This is a genomic window from Arenibacter amylolyticus, assembly GCF_002150785.1.
Taxonomy (GTDB): domain Bacteria; phylum Bacteroidota; class Bacteroidia; order Flavobacteriales; family Flavobacteriaceae; genus Arenibacter; species Arenibacter amylolyticus.
Window position 1 is genome coordinate 1 of sequence record NZ_MTAZ01000020.1, and the last position, 16633, is coordinate 16633.

General features: G+C 41.6%; 10 protein-coding genes. 8 read left to right on the plus strand and 2 right to left on the minus strand.

What is annotated here, in order from left to right:
* Positions 1–215: 215 nt before the first annotated feature.
* Positions 216–626: a c-type cytochrome gene (locus tag BV214_RS09750; protein WP_086477322.1), complete on the plus strand. Its 411-nt coding sequence runs from the start codon at positions 216–218 to the stop codon at positions 624–626.
* 2 nt (positions 627–628) lie between these two features.
* Here BV214_RS09750 and BV214_RS09755 read toward each other — a convergent pair whose 3' ends face one another.
* A complete protein-coding gene (locus tag BV214_RS09755) occupies positions 629–1444 on the minus strand; it encodes an N-acetylmuramic acid 6-phosphate etherase (protein ID WP_086477323.1) in 816 nt (271 codons plus the stop codon).
* Between the two features lie 231 nt (positions 1445–1675).
* A complete protein-coding gene (locus tag BV214_RS09760; protein ID WP_086477402.1) occupies positions 1676–2425 on the minus strand; it encodes a DeoR/GlpR family DNA-binding transcription regulator in 750 nt (249 codons plus the stop codon).
* 305 nt (positions 2426–2730) lie between these two features.
* Between BV214_RS09760 and BV214_RS09765 the strand changes: the two genes are divergently transcribed.
* The 7 genes from BV214_RS09765 to BV214_RS09795 all read left to right on the plus strand — a co-directional run bounded on the left by BV214_RS09765 (position 2731) and on the right by BV214_RS09795 (position 16534).
* A complete protein-coding gene (locus tag BV214_RS09765) occupies positions 2731–5955 on the plus strand; it encodes a SusC/RagA family TonB-linked outer membrane protein (protein WP_086477324.1) in 3225 nt (1074 codons plus the stop codon).
* 18 nt (positions 5956–5973) lie between these two features.
* Complete coding sequence (locus BV214_RS09770) at positions 5974–7686, plus strand: RagB/SusD family nutrient uptake outer membrane protein (RefSeq protein ID WP_086477325.1); 1713 nt, start codon at positions 5974–5976, stop codon at positions 7684–7686.
* A 131-nt stretch (positions 7687–7817) separates the two neighbouring features.
* Positions 7818–9380: a glycoside hydrolase family 10 protein gene (locus BV214_RS09775; RefSeq protein ID WP_086477326.1), complete on the plus strand. Its 1563-nt coding sequence runs from the start codon at positions 7818–7820 to the stop codon at positions 9378–9380.
* A gap of 11 nt (positions 9381–9391) precedes the next feature.
* On the plus strand, positions 9392–10843 hold the full coding sequence (locus tag BV214_RS09780; RefSeq protein ID WP_086477327.1) for a sodium:solute symporter: 1452 nt from the start codon (positions 9392–9394) through the stop codon (positions 10841–10843).
* A 537-nt stretch (positions 10844–11380) separates the two neighbouring features.
* Positions 11381–14359, plus strand: a complete 2979-nt coding sequence (locus BV214_RS09785; protein WP_086477328.1) for a SusC/RagA family TonB-linked outer membrane protein — start codon at positions 11381–11383, stop codon at positions 14357–14359.
* Between the two features lie 15 nt (positions 14360–14374).
* On the plus strand, positions 14375–15718 hold the full coding sequence (locus tag BV214_RS09790; protein ID WP_086477329.1) for a RagB/SusD family nutrient uptake outer membrane protein: 1344 nt from the start codon (positions 14375–14377) through the stop codon (positions 15716–15718).
* A gap of 156 nt (positions 15719–15874) precedes the next feature.
* Positions 15875–16534, plus strand: coding sequence for a class I SAM-dependent methyltransferase (locus BV214_RS09795; RefSeq protein WP_086477330.1), 660 nt, complete (start codon positions 15875–15877; stop codon positions 16532–16534).
* The last annotated feature ends 99 nt before the right edge of the window (positions 16535–16633 follow it).

The following is a 16633-nucleotide window of genomic DNA, read 5'->3' on the forward strand; positions in this document are numbered from 1 at the left end:
GGTACACTGTACCTTTGTCTCTCGGCCCTGGACAAGCAAAGAAAATGAAAGAAAGTTTAATTGTGGTTAAAGGTATTAATTGAAATCCGATGAATAATTTCTACTCAAACCAACATTAATTAGTCATGATCAAATAATGGGGCTTCACTTTTTAAGGGCGCTATAGCCCTATATAATTCAAACACCACTACAGTAAACCGTAATTATATCACTATATGAAACTTTTTATTCTAACTTATATATCCATTATAACAGCGCTCTCTCTTTTTCTTTTCAACGATAACGATAAGGAGTTAAAAGAAAGCATTAAACGCGGGTACGATATCTATAACGATTTTTGCGTTACCTGCCATCTGCCCAATGGCGAGGGAGTAGAAAACACTTTCCCTCCGCTGGCCAAGGCCGATTATTTATTGAAGAATAGGGAAGAAAGTATCCGAGGTGTCAAATTTGGGCAACAAGGGGAAATTGTAGTAAATGGCGTTACCTATAATAATACCATGCCGGCTATGGGATTGGACGATGAAGAAATTGCCGATGTAATGAACTACATCCTCAACTCATGGGGCAACAAAGGGAAAGACATTGTTACCCCCGAAGAGGTCTCTAAAATACAGAAGAAATAATTTTAGGATTTTTGGGCGTCGATCACCTTTTTTACAGAACCATATTTCTTCAATAAGGTTTCCGCCTCCTTATACTCCAAATTTAGCTCTTCCACCAAGTAACGTGTACCCCGGTCTACCAGTTTAATATTGCTCAACTGCATGTTCACCATTTTATTTCCCTTAACCCTTCCAACCTTGATCATGAGGGCTGTGGAAATCATATTGAGCACCAGTTTTTGGGAGGTTCCACTCTTCATTCTGGTACTTCCAGTGACAAACTCCGGGCCTACATTTACCGCAATGGGTATTTCCACTGCCATGGCCAAAGGCGATCCAGGATTATTGGTGACACAGGCCGTAAGCAAGCCGTTGGACTTCGCTTCTTTTACTCCCCCAATTACGTAGGGCGTAGTTCCAGAAGCAGCTATCCCAACCACTGCATCATTCTCATTGATATCATAGGCCAAAAGATCCTTCCACGCCTGTTGGGCATCGTCCTCTGCATTCTCCACTGCGTTCCGGATGGCAGAATCACCCCCCGCAATCAAGGCAATCACCCTATCGTGAGGCAATCCGTAGGTAGGCGGAATCTCTGAGGCATCTAGGATCCCCAATCTACCACTGGTTCCCGCTCCAATATAAAAGAGTCGGCCCCCTTTATTAAATCGTTCTACCAAGGCGTTTACCAATTGGGTAATGGCAGGAATTTCATGCTCTACCGCTAGGGCTACCTTCTTGTCCTCCTCATTAATATTTTTTAAGATCTCATCGGTATCCATTAACTCCAAATCGTTGTAATGGGAGGGCATTTCGGTTATTCTTTTGTACTCGGACATACTTGCTACTGTTGTATTGTTCATTATTCTATTTTATACCAAGCGTACAGGATCTTTCCACCTAACCTTGTTTCTTAGATTAGTGGCAAAAGCTTGGGTTCCTGCTTTATTGCTCTATTTCGTTTTTATTATTTCTTTCTAAAATGGACTTCCTCCTCATTTACCAACTGCATAGATTAATCCCTTCTTTTTCTCTTCTTCTCAATAACCAACGAGTTTCACATTGGGAGTTTATAAGAGTTCAAATCGCTTGTCGCGATAATACCCTAGTAGGGAATCTTTTGGATCCAACTCGGTAATCAGGGTGTCTATATCCTCTAGGTCACAAATTTTATATCGTTGAATGGTATTCAGTTTTTCAGATATTACGGGGGCTACTATTTTTCTGGACGCCTTGATCATGGATTTCTTCAACTGCACAATTTCCCAATCAAATTCGGTAAGACCATGTGATAGGTCAATAGAGTGGGTTCCCAGAAAACACAGATCCACAGAAATCTCGGACAACATATGGATGGCACTACCACCAACCGTAATTTGAGAATCCTTAGACACCCGGCCTCCTATAAAAATGACCTCTACATTAGGCTTTACTAATAACTGGCTAGCTACGGGGAGACTGGGCGTAAAACAGGTCAGTTTTAAATTGGGCGGCAACAATCTTGCCATTTCCATATTGGTAGTTCCTCCAGTAAATAGGATTACCTGTCCGTCCCTTAACAAAGAGATTGCCTTTTCACAAATTATAGACTTTTCATCCTTGGAATACACCTGAACGCCCTGATAGTTATAATTGTGAAACCCTAAGGAAATAGCGCCCCCGTGGACCTTTTGGAGCTTCTTTTTTCGATGCAATTCCGTTATATCGCGTCTCACTGTGTCAACAGATACATTCACCAGGTCGGCCATATCGGGTAACAACACCCTATTATGCCTTCTAACCTCGTTTAATATTATTTGTTGTCTCTCCGCTTTTAACATAATTGTAACAATAAGAACAAAGATAAACATTTAAGCATGCGATTGCAGTATTTTGAAGGCAAATCAAAAAAATATTGCAAAAAATTGCAAACCATGCGTTTTATTGCCTATTTTTGGAAAGACATCTGTGTGTTTTGTTTCATAACTTGCAAAAAATTGCAATAAACCGAATCAATTGGAACAGCTGCCTCACTGAATTATTAACGTAAATTTTACAAATTGAGCTAAGATTAAAAGTCATCTAACCTTTTTAACAGTACCCTTTTCACAACCGATTTAAATAACTCATTAAACTAACATTGATTATGGAAAAACGATTTCAAAAATCATTTTTGTTCTTGGCGTTTCTGTTTACCATACAAATATGGGGACAGTCTAAAACCGTCACAGGGGAAATTTACGACCCCGAAGGAGTACCTATCCCAGGTGCGGGAATCTATGTAAAGAATACCACCAATGGTACCGTATCCGATTTTGACGGGAAATTCTCCCTTCAAATTCCGGTAAGTAGCAATACCGTGCTGGTATTTTCTTCATTGGGCTTTATGCAACAAGAAGTAACTGTTGGCAACAGAACCAACTTCACCATTACCCTACAGACCAATGTAGAGGGCCTAGATGAGGTGGTAGTAGTAGGATATGGTAGCCAGAAAAAAAGAAATGTCACCGGAGCGGTAGCCGCAGTAGATACCGAAATTCTAACGTCAAGACCAATTACAGACGTGGCTAGAGGGTTACAGGGAGCCACTCCCGGACTTACCATTACCTCCCCTAGTGGACAAATTGGTGAAAATCCAGTCATTAAACTAAGGGGATCTGTAGGAACCTTGGGGACAGGAGGTGGCGCACAGCCATTAATCTTGGTAGATAACGTGGAAATCCCTAGCCTACAATCTATTAACCCAGAAGATATAGAGGAAATTTCTGTTCTAAAGGATGCCGCTTCTACTTCTATATACGGAGCACGTGGAGCTTGGGGAGTTATCCTTATCACTACTAAAAAAGGAAGAAAGAACAGCGCCCCTACCGTAAGCTATTCTAACAACTTTTCTTGGGCAACACCTACGGTTACCCCAAAGGTAGCCCCAGCAGCAGAAGGCGCCGAAATGGCCTTTGCCGCGGTTAATAGAAGAATACCCTCCTTGCAGTCCTTTGGTATAGTTGGTATGCGAATAGACCAGCTAGCCATTCAAAAAATGAGGGAATGGGACCAGCAGTACGCCGGACAAGACCTAGGAATGGAAATGGTAGAAGGCAGGGATTACGAAATAAGGGATGGAAACCTTTTTTTCTATAGATCATGGGACCCTAGAAAGCTTTTCGTAAAAAAGTGGGCACCACAGCAAAAGCAAGATTTCTCGGTTACTGGTGGAGGTGAAAACACCACCTACTACCTTGGACTGGGTTATTTAAACCAAGGCGGGGTATACAAAACCAATCCAGACCAATACGAGCGTTACAACCTTAACCTCAGCATTAATTCTACGGTAACGGACTGGTTGGATATCAGAGCCAAAGTATCCCACAACAATTCGGCCACTACAGAGCCGTTTAAGTTTGGATCTAATACCTATGACGCTTGGTACTATACCACTAGATGGCCAGCCTACTATCCTTATGGAACAGTAGATGGGAAGCCATTTAGAAACCATATTTCCGAAGTGGAACAAGCTAAAATGAACGAAAATAACTATAGCTTATCCAGAATTAATTTAGGAACCACCATCACTCCTATAGAAGACCTATCGGTTAATTTCGACTTTACCCATGACAGGGTGGAAGAGCACGAAAAACAAGTAGGAGGTACCCTTAAGGCCTACAACTTCTGGGCACAAGGAGCAAACTTCTCCTATGTTCCCTATAGTAGCTCTGCCTATGACCGTGTACAATACAACTCGGAGTGGAGTAGAAGGAATACAGCCAAAGCCTACCTAACCTACGACAAGGACCTAGGAGACCACAACTTTAAATTTACCCTAGGGGGAGATATGGAGAAATATGATTACTGGTTCCATTACTCCCAAAGAAGAGATCTACTAAATCCAGACCAAGGAGAGTTGGCCCTTGCCACTGGCGATCAATATGCCAATGGTAGTAGAAGCAAATGGAATACCTTGGGCTTCTTTGGAAGAGCAAACTACTCCTACAGAAATAAGTTGTTATTGGAGTTAAATGCCAGATATGATGGATCTTCCAGACTATCTTCCGATAATAAGTGGGGCTACTTCCCCTCGGTATCTGCCGGTTATATCCTTACCGAAGAGAACTTTATGGATGCGTTAGATCCTACCTTGTCCTTCTTAAAGCTTAGGGCCTCTTACGGATCCGTAGGAAATCAAAACACCTACCTGTCCAGCATTTATAGAATTATGTCTTCCAGATCTTCTGGATGGCTTATAAACGGGAACAATCAGGTTACCACAGGGACTCCAGGAGCATTGCCTTCCTCGTTAACTTGGGAAACGGTTACTACGCTAGACTTTGGTTTAGATGCGAAGTTTTTTGACAATAAGCTAGGATTAACCTTTGACTGGTACGAGAGAACCGTTAGCGATATGCACAGCTCTGGTGTTACCTTGCCAAATACCTTTGGTACCTCCTCTCCAAGACGTAACTATGGAGAACTACAGACCAAAGGATGGGAACTGAGCTTGGATTTTAAACATCAATTTAACAATGACCTTAGGGTGAATGCCTTAGTAACCCTAACCGATTTTAAAGAGAAGTTGACCAAATTCTCCAACACCACTAAGAGTATCTACTCTAACTATGAAGGTAGAGTGCTGGGTGAGATATGGGGTTATGAAACAGATAGATTCTTTACTGAAGACGATTTTAATGCCGATGGTAGTTATGCCGATGGTGTACCCAATCAGGATATTTTTGAAACCAACTCCTGGTTTAAATACGGTCCTGGAGACGTAAAGTTTAAAGACCTTAATGGCGATGGCGTGATAGATTACGGTACCAATACCGTGGGCGACTCTGGCGATATGAAGGTCATAGGAAACTCTACCCCTAGATACCAATACGGGATTCAGTTGGGCGCCAATTTTAAAGGAGTAGACCTAAGCATGTTTATGCAAGGAGTAGGTAAGCGCGATTTCTGGGCTAACGGTCCGGTATTTATCCCAGGATATAGGTATGGGGAAGGATGGTACGAGCATCAGTTAGATCACTGGACTCCCGAGAATCCAAATGCCTACTATCCAAGACCCAATGACCAGCAGCAGAGCAATAGCAGGATGAACTTTTTACCACAAACAAAGTATATGCTGAATATGTCCTACCTGCGTATGAAGAACATCACCTTGGGATACTCTTTCCCAGAGTCTGTCCTAAACAAGTTAAAGGTAGATCGACTAAGACTGTACCTAAGTGGTGAAAACTTATTTGAATTTAGTGGAATACAAATTCCGGTAGATCCAGAGGTAGACTATACCAACGCAGGTACCAATGACACCTCAACTTTTGGAAGGGTCTATCCATTTAGAAGATCGTATTCATTTGGACTTCAACTTTCCCTATAATTTTAAACATTGAAAAATATGAAGACTATACATAAAATATCACTACTTTTCCTTTGCTTTATAGCATTCGTAGGATGTGAAGATGACTTATTGGATGTACCACCACAGGATATGTTGGTAGACGAAACCTTCTGGACAAGTGAAGGGAACGTAAAGACCTTTGCCTTTGGTTTCTACTCTGGATACTTTAGTGGTTACGGTTCTGGGTACACCTGGGGAAATTATTTCTCCGGACAATCCCTAAACGATGATTTTGCTCCCACCAACCCGCCAAGGTTTGCCTTGCAGGTACCCACTTCTGGTGGTGGATGGAGTTTTAGCTGGGTTAGAAAGGCCAATATATTCATAGATCGTGTGCAAACCGTTCCTATGGAACAGGAAGCCATAGACCACTGGACGGGAATAGGAAGGTTTTTTAGAGCCATGGAATACCATGACCTGGTGGCCCGATTTGGGGATGTTCCTTATTTTGACCAAGAATTATCAGAAGAGGATAACGAACAATTGTACAAGACAAGGGACGAAAGAACCTTTGTAATGGATAAGGTATTGGAAGACCTTCAGTTTGCTGCTGCCAACGTAAGGGCATCCGTAGATAACGATGGCTTAGAAGTAAACAAGGATGTAGTATTGGCCTTTATGTCGCGCATCATGCTATATGAAGGAACTTGGCAGAAATACCATGAAAACAATAGTGCAAAAGCCACCGAGTATTTGGAAGCTGCCAAATGGGCCGCAGATCAAATTATCAACTCTGGCAACTACTCCTTGGCAAACTATAGGGAGGTATTTAGCTCCTTGAGCCTAGCCTCTAACCCAGAGGTAATCCTATACAGAGAATACGAGCCAGGCCTTATTACCCACGCCCTAAACAGCTATAACAATAAGGAACCACAAACCGGAATTTCCAGGAATGCCATTGAGTCCTATCTTGCAGAAGATGGATTGCCTATCTCCTTATCTCCTTTGTACCAAGGTGACCAAGGTATAGAAAAGGTTATGGCCAATAGGGATGGTAGAATCTACGAGACTTTTGTATCTACCGAACTAAGGATCAACGGGGTAGCACCCAACCATTCCACAACAGGAATCGCCACCCATAAGTTCTTAAACGAAAGTATTAAGGACGATCCTATAGGAAGCTCTAACCTTAACCCAACAGACGCTCCAATTATCCGATACGGAGAGGTGCTACTGAACTATATTGAGGCTGTTGCAGAGTTGGCAACCCTAGGAGGCGCCAGCGTAACACAGGGAGACCTGGATAAATCCATCAATGTATTGCGAGACCGCGTAGGTGTAAACCTGCCACATCTGCAAGTATTGGGAGATAATCCTGCTGTAAATGGTGTAATCTATGACGACCCTAATAGAGATCCGGAAGTTCCAAGTCTGCTTTGGGAAATACGCAGGGAAAGAAGAGTGGAGCTGATTATGGAAGGTTTTAGATTGGACGACTTAAAGCGTTGGAAAAAGTTAGAATACGTAGACCAGGTAGCCAACCCAGAAATTAATCAGGGAGCTTGGATCAAGAAATCTGACTATCCAGATAGCGAGCTAAACGATATAACGCTAACAGACGGTGAGGAAGGCTATATCATACCAACCTCAGCAGCTGCATCACTCCGGGTATTTGACAATGAAAGAGTGTATTTAAGCCCACTCCCATTAGACCAGATTACCCTGTATGCCGACCAAGGCGTAACTTTGGAGCAAAACCCAGGATGGTAAGCACCACTAATTCCTGATTGCAAATCTAAAGTACTTCAGAGCATAGCTCTGAAGTACTTTTTTTTCATTATTATTCACTTGTTACCTACCTAAAAGGACATTTTATAACATCAAATTCCATTTTAACACCAATGAGAATAAACCCCTTACACATTATACTTCTTGGGATGCTCAGCATCCTATTCCTGGGATGTGCCTCTTCCAAAACATCGGCTTATTTAAACAAACAGCCCATCCGCACAGCGGCCACCAATAAAAAAGCGGTAAAATGGGACCCAAATACACCGTATAATATAGAAGAATTTAGAGCTGCATGGGTAGCCACTGTTGCTAATATCAACTGGCCCAGCTCCCCCGGACTCCCAGTCCATGAACAAAAAAAGGAAGCCCTAGAATTGCTAGATCTACTGGAAGAAAACAATTTTAATGCAGTTATTTTCCAAGTACGGCCACAGGCAGATGCCCTCTACAAAAGCAACCTAGAACCTTGGTCTTATTACCTTACAGGAAATCAAGGAGCTGCCCCGGACACAGCCTATGATCCCTTGGAATTCTGGATTCAAGCTGCCCACCAAAGAGGATTGGAATTACACGCTTGGCTAAACCCCTACAGGGCACACCATACGGCGGGAGGGGAAATAAGCGATCAATCCATCATAAAAACCAACCCAGAATTAGTGGTTTCCCTAGAAAATGGTATGTATTGGATGGATCCCTCCCTACAAGGAACCCAAGACCATTCCCTGGCAGTAGTGATGGATATTGTAAATCGCTACGATGTAGATGGCATTCATTTTGACGATTACTTCTATCCCTACGACTCCTATAACAACGGCAAAGATTTTCCAGATGACAGTAGCTGGCAAGCCTACCTGGCAACTGGCGGCAAATTATCCCGAGCAGATTGGAGACGCCAGAGCGTAAACACCTTTATAAAAACCGTCTATACCGAGATTAAATCCTCCAAACCCCATGTGAAATTTGGCCTTAGCCCCTTTGGTATATGGAGACCGGGATACCCAGAATCTGTGGTAGGTCTAGACCAATACGATAAACTATATGCCGATGCCAAGCTTTGGCTAAACGAAGGTTGGGTAGATTACTACACCCCGCAACTCTATTGGAGGATTAATAAAAAAGGCCAAAGCTTCCCAGAACTATTGGGATGGTGGCAAAGCGAAAACCACAAACAACTTCACCTATGGCCCGGTCTAAATATTGGCCTAGGAGGCGATGAGAAAAATACCGATGAAGTAATTAACCAGATTATGATTACCCGTGGCATGGTTCCCAAAAGCAAAGGTGCCGTTCATTGGAGCATTGCCCCCTTGGTAAAGTACGATAGTTTGGCAATGGCCATAAAACAAGGGCCCTATAACAACAAATCATTGGTACCCGCTTCGCCATGGTTAAATAACTCCCCCCTCTCTCCACCAAGCCTACAAATAAAAAAGCAGCTAGGGGAAGTTGAGTTTTCCTGGGAACACCCAATAGAAAACAAGGTATTTAGATGGGTTTTATATTACCAACGGCAAGGTAAAGGCTGGGAACACACCATCCTAAATAAAGGAGATAGATCCATCACCCTACCGCTTAGCCTAGAAAATGGTAAATTCCCCCTGCGCAAAGTAGGACTAACCGCAGTGGATAGGACCGGCAACCAAAGTGAATTTTTTGAATTGGAAATCAACTAAAATTACCCCCTATGAGCCCATTGATTGTATTTGGAGTGATCGCAGCCTATTTTGGGTTGCTTATGGCTATTAGCTACTTCACCTCTAAGAATTCTGATAACAAAACTTTTTTTACAGGAAACAAAGAATCGCCCTGGTACCTAGTTGCTTATGGAATGGTAGGCGCCTCCCTTTCCGGAGTCACCTTTATTTCCGTTCCGGGAGAGGTGGGCAATACCGCCTGGACCTACCTACAATTCGTAATGGGCAATATGGTGGGCTATGCCGTAATTGCCTTTGTGCTTATCCCATTGTTCTACAAGTTAAATCTAATTTCGATCTATGGATACCTAAAAGACCGATTTGGAATAAAATCCTATCGTACGGGGGCCTCATTTTTTATCATCTCCCAGACCATTGGCGCCTCCTTCCGTCTCTTCCTTGCCGCATTGGTTTTGCAAATTGCATTTTTTAATGCTTTTGGAATTCCCTTTTGGGTGACGGTTTTTATAACCATTCTATTGATTTGGCTGTATACCTATAAGGCAGGAATAAAGACTATAGTGTATACGGATACCTTACAAACTACCTTCCTATTGGTGGCGGTGATCATTAGTATTGTGGTAATCTTACAGCATCTAGATTTGAAGATGGGAGACCTTTACAGTGTAGTAGCTTCCAATCCAATGTCTAAAATATTTGAGTGGGACTGGTTATCGGATCGTAATTTTTTCAAAACATTCTTAGCTGGGGTCTTTATTACCATAGCAATGAATGGCTTGGACCAAAATGTGATGCAGAAAAACCTAACCTGTAGGAATATTAAGGATGCCCAGAAAAACATCCTTTGGTTCTCCATTACTTTTTTCCTGTCTACCATGTTGTTTTTAACCCTTGGAATTCTAATTTACGAGTATGCAGTAAGTCATAATATAGCCATCCCAGAACGCTCGGATGACCTATACCCACTATTGGCCCTAAATTACTTTGGGATTTTGGCGGGAACCGTTTTCCTTATAGGAATAGTGGCTGCCGCTTTTTCTAGTGCCGATTCAGCCTTAACAGCCCTTACTACCTCATTTTGTGTAGATATACTGGAAATAGAGAAAAAACAAGCTTCCCAAAAAAACATTCGGCAATATGTACATATCGGATTTACAGTATTGATGTTCACCGTTATTGTCATCTTCAATGCCTTTAATGACAGTAGTGTAGTTAGCGCCGTGTTTAAGGTTGCCGGATTCACCTATGGCCCCTTACTGGGACTATTTGCCTTTGGACTCCTTTTTAAACAAAAAATCCGCGACAAATGGGTACCCTATATCTGCATCCTATCGCCTATCATATCCCTAATCCTAGACCGCAATTCCGAAGCCTGGTTTAACGGCTTTAGTTTTGGTTTCGAGATTCTGTTGGTGAACGCAATTATCACTATGGTCGGACTTTGGATATTGACCAAAAAAAGTAAGACTCAAATGGCCTAATTAAAAACTCTGCTGGTTTGTGAAATTTAGCTTTTACCAGAATAGGGGCAACCCCTTCCAAACTCTTTCGAGATGAGGAGGTTTCGCATTATCGACCATCATTTTCAGGCACAAATCCCCCCTCTAGGCCAAAAACCAAGCCCCTTGCTGCTATTTTTTCAGTTTTTAATATTTTAAATCAAAAAAAAGAAGCAACTTTATATGGTATTTATTGCAACTATCCCATGATAGTCAATTGGAAAACAAGAGGTTTATATCAGATTAATCTGAATACATTTTAAGGGAAACTTTTCCTTAATGTATAAATTGATGGAGGTAATCATCTAAAAGTTCGGATTATGCAGAGAAGGATTCTCTGATAGGTAATCTTTAATAATATTCGGGAACAGCGCTAATCTATTTATTTTAAAAAGGAAGTTTTTCGAATAGGTAGTCAGGTCCCCAAAAATTTAATAAATCCTAAAACCGCACTAATCGGATACCAAGGAATTTTTCATTTTTTTTCGATAGCTAACTTAATTTAAACCAGCATAGATTATGAGAAAACAATTCCCAAAAAAAAGGATAAAATGGTTAGACCAAATATTCTTTTGCCTATTGGTGGTTGGGTGCACAAATGTATTTGCCCAACTAAGTCCCGTTACAATTAATGGGAATATCATTGAAAATGGTCCTGGAATACCCATAGCTGGGGTTTCGGTCTATATTGAAAACACCTCATATGGGGCCGTTACGGACTTTAATGGCGATTATAGTTTAACCGCTGAATTGGAAAACAAAGACTATACCCTAGTCGCCAGTTACCTCGGGTTTACTACCCAAAAAATTACCATTCGTCCCACATCCGATCAAATTAATCTAGATATTAGACTAACGGAAGATCTTTTAAGTTTGGATGAAGTAGTGGTAACCGGTACTGGGACAGGAGCCAATAAACGGTCGTTGGGAAATGCGATTTCTTCGGTAAAATCCGAAGATCTAACCAACAATGCTGCAACCCAAGTTGATCAGGCCATTGCTGGAAAAGTTTCCGGAGCCCTGGTTCAACAAAATTCAGGTGATCCTGCAGGCGGAATTAGTATTCGACTCAGAGGGCCAAGTACTATTTCCGGTAGCTCTGACCCACTATACATTGTCGATGGAATCATCATTAGTAACTCTAGCAATGAACTTATAGATTTGGGAGGAAATTCCCAGAATAGATTGGCAGATCTCAACCCGAACGACATAGATAAAATTGAAATTATCAAGGGTGCTGCCGCAGCAGCCATCTATGGGTCGAGAGCAAGTAATGGAGTAGTTCAAATTTTCACCAAAAAAGGAAAGACTGGTAAAGCGAAGTTTACTTTTATGACCAATACAAGGCTTAACGAACTCCGCAAGAACATGGATTACAATACCGTTCCCCTTGCATGGGAAGTTTCTACGGATAGAAACAATCTAACAACCGTACCCGTAGAACGATATAATTTACAAGATTTTATATTTGACAGCGGTTTTGGTCTGGAAAATTATTTCTCCGTTAATGGAGGAAATGAAAAAACATCATACTTCCTATCGGCCTCCCATTTGGATAACGAAGGAATTGTGAAAAGTACCAATTTTAAACGCTACGGAATTAAGGCCAATATTACCCAAGAAGCTTTTAACTGGCTAGATATTACAGGCGGTTTCAATTATATTAGAAGCGTAAGTGACGATGTACCCAATGGGGGAATCAACTCGGCCTATGGTGCATTAACAGGCTTCTTGTTTAGTGACAACTCCATAGACCCTAGACCAGATGCTTCAGGGGTATATCCGGTTACTTCTCCCCTAGTAGCGAGAACCAACCCCCTGGAAGCGGTGGATCGTTTTAATTTTAATCAAAAAACCAACCGCTTTATTACTAGTATTACCTTGGATGGAAAATTCAATGAACACCTGACGGCTAAATATACCCTTGGGATGGACTTTTACAATCAATCTGCCTTTGCTTTTATCCCGATCAATAATACCTCTACCGTACCTGATGGTTTTTCAAGAAGATCGGATTTAAATAGTTTTCAACACAACAGCGATCTAAACCTATCGTATAGAACAGCTATTACCGATGATTTGAATTCCATCACCACCTTAGGGGGATCTTGGCAATATGAAGAAAGGGACCGTGTTGGAATAAATGCAACCGGACTACCGCCCGTAGTACAGACTGCCACGGGAGGAAGTATCGTGGAGCAAGGAGAATCGAGATCCCAAATTTCGTATTGGGGAGGCTTTTTACAGCAATCTTTTTCATATAGAGATAAGGTATACCTCAACGGTGCACTTCGAATGGATGGTGCTTCTACTTTTGGTAAGGATGAGCGGAATCAGCTATATTTTAAGGCCAGTGGATCCTATGTGGTATCCGATGAGGATTATTGGAAAAACACCTTTTCCGAATCCTTTAACTCTTTTAAAATAAGGGCATCCTGGGGACAGGCAGGTAACCTTACCGCATTGGGGGCCTTTGATAGATTCTCGGTTTATAACCCCTCTTCCATAAGTGGGGCGGTAAGCCTTGTTCCGTCCACTGCACAGGGAAATGAGAATTTAAAACCTGAGAGACAGGACGAAATTGAATTGGGCTTCGACGCCGGACTCCTCAATAATAGATTAGGTCTGGAATTCTCCTACTACCATCAGAAGGTGACCGATTTATTGCTTCCAAGGGTCTTAGCTCCATCGAGTGGATTTAGTTCAAGATTTGAAAATGTCGGAAATCTGGAAAATAAAGGGATAGAAATTCTTCTTAGGGCAGCCCCTATTAAAAACGAGAATTTGATTTGGGATATTACCGCGACCTTCTCAAAAAATAAAAATGAGGTGACCAATGTGGCAGGTGGCGGAAGACTAACCCTGAGTGGAAGCTTCGCAACAAACTATGTTATTGAAGGAGAGCCACTGGGGGTTTTTTACAGACAATTCTATGCTAGGGAAGCAGATGGGAGCATTTCCCTGGATGAAAATGGGTACCCCTTTAGAGGAACCACGGAAGATGGTGAATCTTCTAAAGTACTGGGTGACCCCAATCCGGATTGGTTTGGATCCCTTATCAATGAAGTTAAATATAAAGATTTTACCTTCCGTGTACAATTCGACGCTGTACAAGGATATGATGTATTCAACTGGAACCGGAGACTCTTGGATAATGTAATATTTGGTGGAGGGTATAATGTAGGTCAAGAATTATTGGGTAATCTTCCAAAGGGATACGGCAGTGCACAGGCCAATATCTTTGAAGAATTTGTAGAAGATGGTTCTTTTGTAAAATTAAGGGAGGTTAGCCTAAGCTATAATTTAGTACCTAAATGGGATTTTATTGATAATGTGGAAATAAGTTTAGTAGGTAGAAACCTAGTTTCCTGGGACGATTATTCCGGATGGGACCCTGAAGTTAGTGCCGCTGGCCAGAGCAACGGAGTAAGGGGGTTCGACTTTGCAACCGTACCCATTCCGAAAACATACCAACTTGGAGTAAATGTTAGTTTCTAACTTAAAAATACAACGATGAAAAAATTCATAAAATTCAATATAACGGCAATTACCTGTCTTATCAGTGTTTTGATACTAATTTCATGCGAAACTGATTTCGAGAACCCAAACGCGGCGACGGACAATCAAGTATTTTCCTCGAGGGAGGGCATATTTGCGGCAACCATTGGTATGCAACAATTATATGCCACTACAGGAATGCGATGGATCGTGGAAACTCCAGCAGTAACCACTAGGGAAGTGGGAATTACCACCACCTTTCAAAATATGATCGATTTGGAGGACGGTGGGGATATCCCTAATTCTACCTCCAATATAGTTGGACTTTGGTCTACGATGTTACGGGTAATATCAATTTCTGAGGACGTCGCAACAAATGCACCAAATTTATCTGTAGATGAGGGTACCAAGAGTGGCTTGGTGGCTTTTTCAAATCTTTTTAAGGCAATGGCTATTGGAAGTTTGGCACAAAACTTTGAACAGGTAATCGTTGCCATAGATAGGGACGGAAATGCACCTTTTGTATCCAGGACAGAAGCTTATAATACGGCTGTAGCACTCCTTAACGAAGCAATGACCCTAATTTCCACTACCCCAATATCGGCAGAATTCAATTCAGAAATCTTAAGGGGAAATATCGATTTAACGAATACCATACAGGCCATGGCAGCAAGATATAACTTGTATGCCGGAAATTATGAAGCAGCTATTACCTCGGCCAACGCGGTAGATCAAACCGTTGGCTCGGTGTTTACCTATGACTCCCAAAATTTAAACCCTGTATGGAGTAGAGTTTTTCAAAACAACCTTCCCAATTTTAAACCTAGGGATAACTTTGGATTACCAGACTCCTTTACCATAGATGCCAATGATGGTCGTACCGACTTTTATTTAGTGGCCTTGGATGAGCTGAACATCAATCAATTACCCATCGAAGACCTCGCTGGCTTTTTTGATGAAGAAAGTGGTACGGAATCTATCCCCATATATCTCCCCGATGAGATGAATCTTATTATCGCAGAAGCCAATCTCAGAAAAAGTTCTACTGACCTATCTGCCGCCGTTGAAGCAATTAATGCAGTTAGGACCGACAACGACGATATTTTTGGGGTAAATGCGAATATTGGAGAATATGCTGGTGATATGTCTATCGATGCTTTGTTGGATGAGGTTTATCTCAATCGCAGACTGGAGTTGTTCCTAACAGGTACTAGCTTGGAAGACAGTCGGAGATTTGGACGCCCAGAGCCCACCCCTAGTGCTAAGGTATTTACCGATGAAAGAAATAGGAACTTTTATCCTTATCCTAATACGGAAAGGGATAATAATAGTAATACACCGCCAGACCCATCCATCTAAAATTCAGGTGAGACTTTCTACCAAAAGGCCCGTATATGCTTTGCTATATACGGGCCTTAGCGTAAAGGAATTATTTATTTCGATAGGTGAATCCTGTCGAAATAAATTATTTTAGTGAATCAACTTAGTCAATTTAATCAATAAGACTATAGGACCATGGAGAACGATATTATAACATCCTGGAATAAGAATGCAAGGGAATGGATTAATTTAATGGATAACTCCGAAATAGAATCTAGAAAATTCACCAACAGGGCTATTTTGGAGCTGCTGAACAATTTATCCGTATCCAAAATATTGGATGTAGGCTGTGGGGAAGGATGGCTTACACGCAGCCTTATTCAAAATGGCAAAAAGGCAATTGGTTTGGATGCCACTAATGAACTGTTAGTAAACGCCAGAAAAAAAGGACCTGGCACCTACTACCAATTAACTTACAAAGAAATTATCGATGGTAAGTCCATTCCCGAAACTCCCTATGACGCCGCTGTTTTTAACTTTTGCTTATACCAAAAGGAAGGATTAAGCACTCTCCTTCAACAAGTTAAAAACTCCCTATCCAATAATGGACAAATAGTCATTCAGACTCTACATCCATTTTTTTTGAAGGAAAACGACCTTGAATACAAAAGTCAATGGATACCCGATTCTTGGAAAGGGCTTCCTGGTAATTTTACCCAAGGCCATTCTTGGTATGCCCGCACACTTCAGGATTGGATGCACGTATTTAAACAGTCTAAGTTACAGCTAGAATCTATACACGAAGTGATTAACAACGACAATAATCCTGTTTCCATAATTTTTGTCATTCGTTGAAAATTAAGTCCATTGACACGGTTAGTACCAATGGACTTATAACATCCAAAACATATTTTAATGCACATAACAACCTAGCTGGCAGACTACAATCAGCAC

Bases quoted from the DNA above. Each gene is read 5' to 3' on its own strand.
- BV214_RS09750 (WP_086477322.1), top strand. From the start codon at position 216: ATGAAACTTTTTATTCTAACTTATATATCCATTATAACAGCGCTCTCT.
- BV214_RS09755 (WP_086477323.1), bottom strand. From the start codon at position 1,444: ATGTCCGAGTACAAAAGAATAACCGAAATGCCCTCCCATTACAACGAT.
- BV214_RS09760 (WP_086477402.1), bottom strand. From the start codon at position 2,425: ATGTTAAAAGCGGAGAGACAACAAATAATATTAAACGAGGTTAGAAGG.
- BV214_RS09765 (WP_086477324.1), top strand. From the start codon at position 2,731: ATGGAAAAACGATTTCAAAAATCATTTTTGTTCTTGGCGTTTCTGTTT.
- BV214_RS09770 (WP_086477325.1), top strand. From the start codon at position 5,974: ATGAAGACTATACATAAAATATCACTACTTTTCCTTTGCTTTATAGCA.
- BV214_RS09775 (WP_086477326.1), top strand. From the start codon at position 7,818: ATGAGAATAAACCCCTTACACATTATACTTCTTGGGATGCTCAGCATC.
- BV214_RS09780 (WP_086477327.1), top strand. From the start codon at position 9,392: ATGAGCCCATTGATTGTATTTGGAGTGATCGCAGCCTATTTTGGGTTG.
- BV214_RS09785 (WP_086477328.1), top strand. From the start codon at position 11,381: ATGAGAAAACAATTCCCAAAAAAAAGGATAAAATGGTTAGACCAAATA.
- BV214_RS09790 (WP_086477329.1), top strand. From the start codon at position 14,375: ATGAAAAAATTCATAAAATTCAATATAACGGCAATTACCTGTCTTATC.
- BV214_RS09795 (WP_086477330.1), top strand. From the start codon at position 15,875: ATGGAGAACGATATTATAACATCCTGGAATAAGAATGCAAGGGAATGG.